Annotated in this window: 11 protein-coding genes and 1 tRNA gene; 3 read left to right on the forward strand and 9 right to left on the reverse strand. The window is 43.7% G+C overall.

What is annotated here, in order from left to right; translation table 11 throughout:
• Positions 1–61: 61 nt before the first annotated feature.
• The 8 genes from ABT997_RS07590 to rlmD form a co-directional block, all read right to left on the reverse strand.
• Positions 62–2,713 (reverse strand): valine--tRNA ligase, encoded by a 2,652-nt coding sequence (locus ABT997_RS07590; RefSeq protein ID WP_350019098.1) that lies wholly within the window; start codon positions 2,711–2,713, stop codon positions 62–64.
• On the reverse strand, positions 2,706–3,284 hold the full coding sequence (locus ABT997_RS07595) for an AAA family ATPase (protein ID WP_129268574.1): 579 nt from the start codon (positions 3,282–3,284) through the stop codon (positions 2,706–2,708). The genes ABT997_RS07590 and ABT997_RS07595 overlap by 8 nt, the downstream gene beginning before the upstream one ends.
• Entirely contained in the window at positions 3,284–3,844 is a 561-nt protein-coding gene (locus tag ABT997_RS07600) for a GNAT family N-acetyltransferase (protein WP_350019099.1), read from the reverse strand. Before ABT997_RS07600 ends, ABT997_RS07595 begins: the two co-directional genes overlap by 1 nt.
• 282 nt (positions 3,845–4,126) lie before the next feature.
• Entirely contained in the window at positions 4,127–4,474 is a 348-nt protein-coding gene (locus tag ABT997_RS07605) for a helix-hairpin-helix domain-containing protein (RefSeq protein ID WP_048715836.1), read from the reverse strand.
• A 181-nt stretch (positions 4,475–4,655) separates the two neighbouring features.
• Positions 4,656–4,910 (reverse strand): DUF1912 family protein, encoded by a 255-nt coding sequence (locus tag ABT997_RS07610; protein ID WP_006596820.1) that lies wholly within the window; start codon positions 4,908–4,910, stop codon positions 4,656–4,658.
• 2 nt (positions 4,911–4,912) lie between these two features.
• Entirely contained in the window at positions 4,913–6,259 is a 1,347-nt protein-coding gene (locus ABT997_RS07615; protein WP_350019100.1) for a DUF438 domain-containing protein, read from the reverse strand.
• Complete coding sequence (locus tag ABT997_RS07620; RefSeq protein ID WP_006596822.1) at positions 6,259–6,492, reverse strand: DUF1858 domain-containing protein; 234 nt, start codon at positions 6,490–6,492, stop codon at positions 6,259–6,261. Before ABT997_RS07620 ends, ABT997_RS07615 begins: the two co-directional genes overlap by 1 nt.
• Positions 6,493–6,623: 131 nt before the next feature.
• Positions 6,624–7,979 carry a 23S rRNA (uracil(1939)-C(5))-methyltransferase RlmD gene (rlmD, locus tag ABT997_RS07625; RefSeq protein WP_350019101.1) on the reverse strand — a complete coding sequence of 452 codons (1,356 nt, stop codon included), beginning with the start codon at positions 7,977–7,979 and terminating at the stop codon, positions 6,624–6,626.
• Between the two features lie 158 nt (positions 7,980–8,137).
• On the opposite strand from rlmD, the gene recX reads away from it, so the two are divergent.
• The 3 genes from recX (at position 8,138) to ABT997_RS07640 (ending at position 9,951) form a co-directional block, all read left to right on the forward strand.
• Entirely contained in the window at positions 8,138–8,914 is a 777-nt protein-coding gene (recX, locus tag ABT997_RS07630) for a recombination regulator RecX (RefSeq protein ID WP_350019102.1), read from the forward strand.
• A gap of 85 nt (positions 8,915–8,999) precedes the next feature.
• Positions 9,000–9,533: a nucleoside tri-diphosphate phosphatase gene (ntdP, locus tag ABT997_RS07635; protein WP_006596828.1), complete on the forward strand. Its 534-nt coding sequence runs from the start codon at positions 9,000–9,002 to the stop codon at positions 9,531–9,533.
• A 100-nt stretch (positions 9,534–9,633) separates the two neighbouring features.
• Positions 9,634–9,951, forward strand: coding sequence for a DUF960 domain-containing protein (locus ABT997_RS07640; protein ID WP_048690403.1), 318 nt, complete (start codon positions 9,634–9,636; stop codon positions 9,949–9,951).
• A 69-nt stretch (positions 9,952–10,020) separates the two neighbouring features.
• Here the strand turns inward: ABT997_RS07640 and ABT997_RS07645 are convergent.
• A tRNA-Pro gene (locus ABT997_RS07645) sits at positions 10,021–10,094 on the reverse strand.
• Positions 10,095–10,096: the final 2 nt, after the last annotated feature.

Genomic DNA, 10,096 nt, shown 5'->3' on the forward strand with positions numbered 1-10,096 from the left:
TACCGTTATTTAATAGTTTCATTATACCAAAAAAACACGGCATTCCGCCGTGTTTCTGTGTTTATTTCACGAGTTTCTTCATCTCATCAATACGCGCTACGGTCGCGTCGTATTTAGCTTGGTAGTCGGCTTGTTTGTCGCGTTCTTTTTGGACGACTTCTGGTTTGGCATTGGCTACGAAGCGTTCGTTAGAGAGCTTCTTACCAACCATGTCCAGTTCTTTTTGCCATTTAGCCAGTTCCTTGTCGAGACGAGCGAGTTCTTCTTCGACATTGAGGAGGTCTGCCAGTGGCAAGTAGATTTCTGCTCCTGTGATGACGCTTGACATAGCGAGTTCAGGTGCAGGGATGTTCGATGCGATTTCCAAGTGTTCTGGATTTGTGAAGCGTTTGATGTAGTTGACATTGCTGTTAAAGAAGGCTTCCAAATCACTATCACTTGTCTTAACAAGGATGGTGATAGGCTTGCTTGGTGCAACGTTTACTTCTGCACGCGCATTACGAACAGCACGGATCAAGTCTTTGAGACTTTCTACACCAGTGTGGGCAGCAAGGTCTTCAAAGGCTGGGTTAACAGTAGGGTATTCTGCTGTAACGATAGAGCCTTCTGAGATTTGTCCAAAGATTTCCTCTGTCACGAATGGCATGATTGGGTGGAGGAGACGAAGGATCTTGTCCAAAGTATAAAGGAGAACAGAACGTGTGATGACTTTCTCTTCTTCGTTATCGCTATAAAGGACTTCCTTGGTCAACTCAACGTACCAGTCCGCAAACTCGTCCCAGATGAAGTTGTAGAGGATGTGACCAGCTACACCAAACTCAAACTTATCAAAGTTGGCAGTTGCTTTTCCGATAGTTTCATTGAGGTTGTGGAGAATCCAGCGGTCTGTGACATTTCCAGCTTCCTTGTTAACAACTTTTTCCACATTAGCAGTTGCTTGCTCAAGGGTCAAGCCTTCATTGTTCATGAGGATGTAACGAGAGATGTTCCAGATCTTGTTAATGAAGTTCCATGAAGCATCCATTTTCTCGTAAGAGAAGCGCACGTCTTGCCCTGGTGCAGAACCGTTTGAAAGGAACCAACGAAGGGCATCGGCACCGTATTTCTCGATAACATCCATTGGGTCGATCCCGTTACCAAGTGACTTAGACATCTTGCGTCCTTGCTCGTCACGAATAAGACCGTGGATAAGGACGTTTTGGAATGGCTGACGGCCAGTGAATTCCAAAGATTGGAAGATCATACGAGACACCCAGAAGAAGATGATGTCATAACCTGTTACCAAGGTTGAAGTTGGGAAATAGCGTTTGAAGTCTTCAGAGTCGACATCCGGCCAGCCCATGGTTGAGAATGGCCATAGGGCAGAACTGAACCACGTATCCAAGACGTCTTCGTCCTGAGTCCATCCGTCACCTTCTGGCGCTTCTTCACCGACGTACATTTCACCATCAGCATTGTACCAAGCAGGGATTTGGTGACCCCACCAGAGCTGACGAGAGATAACCCAGTCATGGACATTTTCCATCCATTGGAGGAAGGTATCGTTGAAACGAGGTGGGTAGAATTCAACCTTATCATCTGTATCTTGGTTAGCAATAGCGTTCTTAGCCAATTGGTCCATCTTGACGAACCATTGCGTAGACAAGCGTGGCTCAACCACAACACCTGTACGTTCTGAGTGACCAACACTGTGGACACGTTTTTCGATTTTAACGAGGGCACCGATTTCTTCCAACTTAGCAACGACTGCCTTACGAGCTTCAAAACGGTCCATTCCTGCAAATTCGAAGGCCAAGTCGTTCATAGTTCCGTCATCGTTCATAACATTGACTTGTGGTAAGTTGTGGCGTTGACCAACTAGGAAGTCGTTTGGATCGTGGGCAGGCGTGATTTTTACGACACCAGTACCAAATTCAGGATCTGCGTGCTCATCCCCAACGATTGGAATCAATTTATTAGCGATTGGAAGGATAACATTTTTACCAATCAAGTCCTTGTAGCGTGGGTCTTCTGGATTGACCGCAACCGCAACGTCCCCAAACATGGTCTCAGGACGAGTGGTCGCAACTTCAAGGGCGCATGAGCCGTCTTCCAGCATGTAGTTCATATGGTAGAAGGCACCTTCGACATCCTTATGGATCACCTCGATATCAGAAAGGGCTGTGCGAGCTGCTGGGTCCCAGTTGATGATAAACTCACCACGGTAGATCCAGCCTTTCTTGTATAGATCCACAAAGACCTTACGAACGGCTTTTGACAAACCTTCGTCAAGAGTGAAACGCTCACGAGAGTAGTCTACAGAGAGCCCCATCTTACCCCATTGTTCCTTGATAGTGGTGGCATATTCGTCTTTCCATTCCCAGACTTTCTCAAGGAATTTTTCACGACCGAGGTCATAACGTGTAATGCCCTCACCACGCAAGCGCTCCTCAACCTTAGCCTGAGTCGCAATCCCCGCATGGTCCATCCCTGGAAGCCAAAGCGTATCAAAACCTTGCATGCGTTTTTGACGGATGATGATATCTTGGAGAGTAGTATCCCAAGCGTGACCGAGGTGAAGTTTCCCAGTTACGTTTGGTGGTGGAATGACGATTGAATAAGGCTTAGCCTTTTTATCGCCTGAAGGCTTGAAAACATCTTCATCAAGCCATTTTTGGTAACGACCAGCCTCAACCTCGGCTGGATTGTATTTAGGTGAAAGTTCTTTAGACATGTGTGTGTCCTTTCTCTATTGTTTTCATTTTTTCTTGAATCTGCTTTGCGACTTCTTCTGCAGACAGATTCGTATTATCAATTTTCAGGTAGTGGTGAAGACCACTCGGTTGCTTTTGAGAATTAAGTTGATCTGTTTTATCAGTCTCTAAAATTTCTCTTTCAGATACCTCAAAATTCCGTTTCAAGGGTTTGTATTTCAACCGATTCTCCGTCCGATTGCGACGTAAGCGCTCCTCAAGAGACGTTTCTAATTCAACAAAGAGAATCTCTTGATGATACTCATTTAATAAATCTTGAATATTCTTCAAATACATCAGATGGTATTGATTTGAAAAATCAGTTACGCCTGTTAAAATCACCGACCGATGATGCCTGGCGCTTGTTCCAAGAAAAGAAAAGTTAACGCTACGAACAAATTCCCACATTTCTTCCGTAAAATCCTGATAGATTTCGAGTGCGAAATCAATGGGTTGATGGTTGAAAAAGAGAGTCGCACCGGTGAGTTTCGAAAGTTCCTGACCAATGGTCATTTTCCCTGCAGCTGGAGCTCCAATGATGAAAACATGCATCAATCCACCTCCCACTCACTCTTCAGCAAGCCATATCTCAAATCATCACAGCGGTTGCCTTGAGCATCTTTGCGGTCTCTTATGCGAGCTTCGAGGGTAAAACCAAGTTTCTCAGCGACTCGTTGACTTTGGATATTGTAGCCAAAGCAAGACAATTCTATCTTATGAAGCCCCAGTTCTTTAAAAGCCAGATCAATCAAGGCACGCGCTGCTTCTGGCACATAGCCTCGACCCCAATAGTCTGGGTGTAAGGTATAGCCAAGTTCTAGCACATCGTCTTCGTGGCGATGGTTGAAGTCAACAGAGCCGATGATGGTATCAGTCCCTTTGACTACAATGCCGTATCCTGCTGGGAGATTGTCCTTTTCATTGCGCTCGGGAAGGATATGCTCTAGGTAATAAATCTCATCTTCCAAGGTCTTGACGGGTGGAAAACCTGCTGGGTAGGAGACTTCTGGAAGACTAGCGTAAGCATATATGTCCTCTGCATCAGCCACTGTTCGGACTCGTAAGACTAGACGCTCCGTTTCGATTCGTTCTGGTAACTCTGCTCTTGTCATCTTCCCCCCTCGCTTTCTACAAAAAAATCGTCCCTGTCATGAATCTGACAGGGACGAATGTATTAATCCGCGGTACCACCCAATTTCGGGCAACGCCCGCATCTCTCGTCTTTTAAACAAAAAGACATTTTTATTTTAATTTTTCATCCATTAGCAACTAGTTTTGACACATTTGTGGACTTCTCAGCACCGCCACTTTCTGTAAAATGTGGGACTCAAAACACCTCTAACAGCTTCATTTTATCAAGTTTTCCTGGAAATAGCAAGAAATCACAAAAGCGATTATTTAAACTTGACACCAAGTTCTTGCAATTTTTTGATAGTAGCTGGACCGATTCCTTTAAGGGCCAACAACTCTTTCTCTGTCCAATTTGCGAAGTCCGCAACAGAGCGAATACCTTCATCATAGAATGTTTGCGCACGATCTAGTGCTACACCTTCCAAGCTTGCAGCGAATTCTTCTACTGAAGAAGCTGCTTGTTTCACTTCTTTCGCTACTGCTTTTGCTGCTTTCTCAACTTTCTTAGGTGCTTCTTTAACAGCTGCTCCTACAGTTGCGACAGCTTTTTTCAAAAGATGTCTATTTTGATGTTTGTATTGTTTCGCACGGTTAACGTTCTTCTTTGCCATTTTTCCTCCTACGTATCCAGTGATCAATCCCTAAGGCAACAAGGTTTCATCACCAATATTACTTTCAATAATTCGTTGATGTCTGTTCAACTTTTTTATTGTAACACAATCCCTCGAAAAATCAAGTCATTGCATTATTTTCAGCCAAATCCAGCCAGTAAAAGGCCTTCACAAAGAGCTTTTAATAAGTTCTCTCTCCAAACAAGCCATCTGGAAGATCGTGGAACCCTTTCCCCTCGTGGTAGTTAGCAAACTTCCCTTGAAGGAATTGATAGGCATCCAAGCGACTCTCATAGCGAATCATAGCTTCCTTGGCCCGCTCGTCCTGATCTTCTTCATAGACCTTCTTGCTTTCTGTCAGGGCCATCTCATTGATCATGACCTGGGTCTTGATCCAGGCCTCAAATTCTTTCATAAACTCTTTTTCGTAGCTCATTCTTACTCCAATCCTCTATAAAAATCCGTATCGATCTCTCGATAAGGTTGGATATCCTGGACATATTCCAAGACACCTTGAAATTCTCCCTCTTCATCGCGCACTGCCGCATAGGTGACATGGACAAATTTCCCACGTGATTCAGATTTGAACCACATTTCGTACTTGTCTTTTTTCCCTTCTCGAAGCCCCTGCATGATAGCTTTGACCTTCTCCAAATATTTTGGCGGGTGACACAGCTCAACATTGCGTCCTACCTGCGACGGTGTCCGTTTGAAGATCATCTCCTCAAAGGGCGCTGCATCATTGTAATACTGGAAGATATCATCCTTATTGACAAAAGTGATCTCCATCGGTAGATGGTTCAAGATCAAGTTGGCCTGCTCCACAGAGAGAAAGCCATGCCCAAAAGCTTGTTGCTGTTGGCGATCGAAACTCTCTTCCTTTTTCTTAGGCCTGAAGGTAATGGTCAGTTGTCCCTCAGGAGTCTCAATGACCTGACGTTGCTCGCTTCCATTTGAAGAAGGAAGGGCTTCACCTGAACCTTCTGTCTCTATTGGTCCTTCTTCCTTGAAGTCCACACGTTTCGGCACCCATTTCTCACTCGGAATGATAATGGCATAACCATAGGCATCACTTTCTTCTGCGATAGATAGCCAATCATCCTGAGTAAAGGCCTCCAGTAAAATCATCAAGAGGATGGACTCTTCCTTGAAGATCATAGCCTCAAACTCTTGCGCAAAGGCTTCAAAGCGCTCTTTAACTTCTGAAATGGCAGAATCAGGCAGGGCTTTGGCCACATCCAGAGTTTTCGCAAAGAGGTCTCGAATCTGGTCATCTACCCCCCACATGACTTTAGGAGGAGAATCATGCCCATAGCGTTCCATAATAGGAAACATCAACTCTTCCTTCCGACGGTAATGCCGATCAAATTGACCCACCAAGCCTAGCTGACGTAACAAGCCTTTCTGAATCTCCTGAATCATCTCAGGATCCTCCGTCGTCTCATAATTATCCAGCAAACGGCGGACCCGCATCATAGCTGCCCGAAGGGCCAAGTTCTCCTGTTTAAAGATCTGAACCGGGTGACCTGGATGGTCTGTATCTGCCACTTCGACTCCTTGTACAGCGTTCTTAAAGAGATTCGCATGGACATCGCACAGCTCCATGACATCCTCAAAGGTGATGCCTGCATCGGAGTTCATCAGCTCATGCTCCATGAGGGAAATCTCAATCGCAGACACCCCGCTAAAGGTCGCATCAAAGCGCTCTTGGACCGACTCAGGAGAAGCTCCATGATGCAGGTCTAATAAGATGTCTCTCAAGACATGAATTCGTTCATCACTCATTAGTCTAGCCCCACTACTTCATAGCCATTGGCCTCTAGCGTTCGCACAATCTTCTCCATAGGCGTGCCTTCTAATTTTGATCCTTGTTTCAAGGAAACCTTGCGCCCAACTGTATTGCGCATGATGGGATTGGCTAAGGGTTTAAAGCCTAACTCTACCAACAAATCTAACACTTCCGGATGTTGATCAATGACTTGAGCAACGGGAATTGATACATCAATTTTATTGTCCATCTTTCACTCTCACATTCTTCTCTCATCTAAGCTCCTAGAAAACTAACGCGCTTCCTGGGAAAACTCCTCGGCACTCTGATTGGCCTTTTCATACATGATTTGCCAAATATCCTTTGTTAATCCCTGTTCTATTAAGCTTTCTTGACCAATTTCACCACAGCCTCTGTCCGAGCTGTATGGGGAAACATATCCACAGACTGGATGTAGACGACATCATACACCTTGGTCAAATCCACGAGGTCTCGCGCTAGGGTGGAAACATTACAAGAAACATAAACCATCTTTTGAGGGGCATAGCGCAACAAGGTGTCAATCAATTGAATCCCAAGTCCTGTCCGTGGTGGGTCCACAATGACTGCATCTGCTCGATAGCCTTCTTTGTACCAACGAGGGATGATTTCCTCAGCCGTCCCAGCTTCATAGTGGGTGTTATCAAATCCCATCTGCTTAGCATTGTATTTGGCATCCTCAATCGCTTCAGGGATAATGTCCATTCCCCGGACACTCTTGACCTTGTCCGCAAAGGCAAAACCAATGGTCCCAACCCCGCAGTAGGCATCAATCAAATGATCCTCTGGCGATACATCTAAAGCCTTGACAGCTTCACTATAGAGGACTTCGGTCTGCTCAGGATTTAACTGGTAAAAGGCCCGAGGAGACAAGGAAAATTCATAATCCAAGACCCCTTCTCGGATGGTCTCCTGCCCCCAAATAATCTGTGTCTTCTCTCCATAAATCTCGCTGGATTTGGAGGTATTCAGATTGACTGCCACCGTCACAATTTCAGGGTGTTTTTCTACCAAATCCGCGACTAAGTCTGTTAAATTGAGTTGCCGACTCGTCACCACAATCATTTGGACCTGTCCAGTCTTACGAGCCCGACGCACCATGATGGTTCGAACTCCCAATTGCTTCCGATCATCTGAAATCGGAATCTGGTAGTAGGTCAATAACTCCGCTACATGATTGGCGATTTCCTGAATGACCGGATCCTGGACCAGACAGTCCCTTAATTCAACTAAATAATGGGAATTTTGAGCGTACAAACCAGCCTTGACCTGCCCCTTAAATTTACGCGTCTGAAATTGAAGTTTGGCCCGATAATACTGCGGTTTTTCCATCCCAAGCGTCGGATGGATTAGATAATTTTCATAGCCTGTAGGAGCATATTTTTTCAAGGCCTGCTGCAATAAGTCTGTTTTGAACTCCAACTGCTTGCTGTACTTCAGATGCATGATTTGGCAGCCCCCACAGGTCTCATAAATATCACAGGTTGGCGTTACTCGATACTTGGAAGCCTTGTTGACTGACAAGAGCTTGGCTTCTGCAAAGTTCTTCCGAATCGCAGTAATTTGGCAAAAGACATCCTCGCCCTTTAAGGCCCCAGGCACAAAGACCAAAGTCTTCTTGTAAAAACCAATCCCTTCTCCATTAATTCCCATTCGCTTGATTTTTAAGGGAATTCTTTGTTTAACTTTTAGATTCATATGTCTATTATACCATGTAGTTTCTCATTCGTTTAGAATATGATAAAATTGAAAAGAAAAACAAGGAATTACAGGCCATTTCTCAATAAGAATACGAATAATATAGAGAGAAGGACTGATTATATACTGCAATAAAACTCAAACGAAACAGGAATCCTATGAAAATTACCAAGTTAGAAAAGAAAAAACGCCTCTACCTTCTAGAGCTGGATCAAGCCGAATCCCTCTACATTACAGAAGACACCATCGTCCGCTTCATGCTCTCACGAGACAAGGAAATTAGCCAGGAAGAACTCAAGGAAATCCAAACCTTTGCCCAGCTCTCCCATGCTAAAAATTTAGCCCTCTACCACCTTTCCTTTAAAGCCCGAACAGCTCGCGAAGTTCGCGACTACTTAGCCAAGCATGAAATTGACGAATCTACCATTGAAACCGTCATGAACACCCTAAAAGAAGACAAATGGATCGATGATTTGGCCTATACTCGTGCTATCTTTCAATCCAATCACCTCTCAGGTGACAAGGGACCCTATCTCCTCAAGCAAAAGCTCATTCAAAAAGGTGTCTCTTCCCACTATATTGATCAGGTCACCTCAGAATTTGATTTTTCCGAAGTAGCTCAACGAACTGCCCGAAAACTAGCTAAGCAATACGTTAAAAAACTTCCACCAAGAGCCTTAAAAGATAAAATCACACAAACTCTCATCAATAAAGGCTTTAGTTATGAAGTTGCTAAGCACGCCTATCACCAATTAGACATCGAGCAAGATGAAGAACAAACTCTCGACCTGATTATGAAGGAACTAGAAAAACAGCATCAGAAATACTCACGAAAATATGAGGGCTACGAACTCAAACAACGCCTCACCCAAGCTCTTGCTCGCAAAGGGTATGACTACTCAGACATTTCTACAGCTCTTCGCGAATTCCTTTAAATAAAAATGCATGAAAATCCCTTATTTTCATGAAAATATGATACAATATAGAGGATGTACTTAGATTGTAGAAAGTTGGTAAGTTATGAAACTACCTAAAGAAGGCGACTTTATTACAATTCAAAGTTATAAACATGATGGAAGTCTCCACCGAACTTGGCGGGACACCATGGTACTAAAAACTACGGAAAACGCACTTATCGGCGTCAATGATCATACTCTCGTCACAGAGAGCGATGGTAGAAGATGGATTACAAGAGAGCCAGCAATTGTCTACTTTCATAAAAAGTACTGGTTCAATATCATCGCTATGATACGAGATAATGAAGTATCCTATTATTGTAATCTTGCCAGTCCATATTATATGGACCAAGAAGCACTAAAGTATATAGATTATGATCTTGATGTCAAAGTCTTCCCAGATGGTGATAAGAAACTGCTGGACGTAGAAGAATACGAACAGCACAAACGCAAAATGAACTATTCAGATGACATTGACTTTATCCTAAAAGAAAATGTCAAAATCCTTGTAGACTGGATTAACAACCAGTTAGGTCCATTCTCTGAGGAATACATTAAAATTTGGTACAACCGTTATGTTGAACTGCGAAATAAATAAAGTTGGAAAGAGCGAAAGCTCTTTTTTTCGAACTTAATACTTGCAATATCCAAGTAAAACAAGTACTATGTACTTAATAAAAAATAGGAAGGGAGAGACTATGGCGTTTACAAATACAAGAGGTCGCTATGCAAGTTTTGGAGTCATGACCAGCCTACCAGATGATATTATCGATAGTTTCTGGTATGTCATTGATAACTATCTCAAACATGTTTACCCCTTAAATTCTGTTTTAAAATTTGAACTGATCAATCGCAAAGGAAAAACAACCCTGCGCTTCAGTCAAAAAGACTTCCCCTTAGAAATCGCTGTTGATTTCCTTATTCCTTTCGACCCTTACTACCCAAGACAAGTCAGAATCGTTGATAACAAAGGACGAGAAACCATCATGCTAATTGACGAATACCAACTATTATAATGAAAAAAGGCCTGATGGCCTTTTTTTGTTATAACAAAATAAAAAAGGTCACACGACCTTTCTACAGTATCGGGAAGACAGGATTCGAACCTGCGACACCTTGGTCCCAAACCAAGTACTCTACCAAGCTGAGCTACTTCCCGAA

Origin of the sequence: Streptococcus australis (genome assembly GCF_040226615.1) — a bacterium.
Lineage (GTDB): Bacteria > Bacillota > Bacilli > Lactobacillales > Streptococcaceae > Streptococcus > Streptococcus australis_E.

Bases quoted from the DNA above. Each gene is read 5' to 3' on its own strand.
- ABT997_RS07640 (WP_048690403.1), top strand. From the start codon at position 9,634: ATGGCGTTTACAAATACAAGAGGTCGCTATGCAAGTTTTGGAGTCATG.
- ABT997_RS07605 (WP_048715836.1), bottom strand. From the start codon at position 4,474: ATGGCAAAGAAGAACGTTAACCGTGCGAAACAATACAAACATCAAAAT.
- recX (WP_350019102.1), top strand. From the start codon at position 8,138: ATGAAAATTACCAAGTTAGAAAAGAAAAAACGCCTCTACCTTCTAGAG.
- ABT997_RS07615 (WP_350019100.1), bottom strand. From the start codon at position 6,259: ATGAGTGATGAACGAATTCATGTCTTGAGAGACATCTTATTAGACCTG.
- ABT997_RS07595 (WP_129268574.1), bottom strand. From the start codon at position 3,284: ATGCATGTTTTCATCATTGGAGCTCCAGCTGCAGGGAAAATGACCATT.
- ntdP (WP_006596828.1), top strand. From the start codon at position 9,000: ATGAAACTACCTAAAGAAGGCGACTTTATTACAATTCAAAGTTATAAA.
- rlmD (WP_350019101.1), bottom strand. From the start codon at position 7,979: ATGAATCTAAAAGTTAAACAAAGAATTCCCTTAAAAATCAAGCGAATG.
- ABT997_RS07620 (WP_006596822.1), bottom strand. From the start codon at position 6,492: ATGGACAATAAAATTGATGTATCAATTCCCGTTGCTCAAGTCATTGAT.
- ABT997_RS07590 (WP_350019098.1), bottom strand. From the start codon at position 2,713: ATGTCTAAAGAACTTTCACCTAAATACAATCCAGCCGAGGTTGAGGCT.
- ABT997_RS07600 (WP_350019099.1), bottom strand. From the start codon at position 3,844: ATGACAAGAGCAGAGTTACCAGAACGAATCGAAACGGAGCGTCTAGTC.
- ABT997_RS07610 (WP_006596820.1), bottom strand. From the start codon at position 4,910: ATGAGCTACGAAAAAGAGTTTATGAAAGAATTTGAGGCCTGGATCAAG.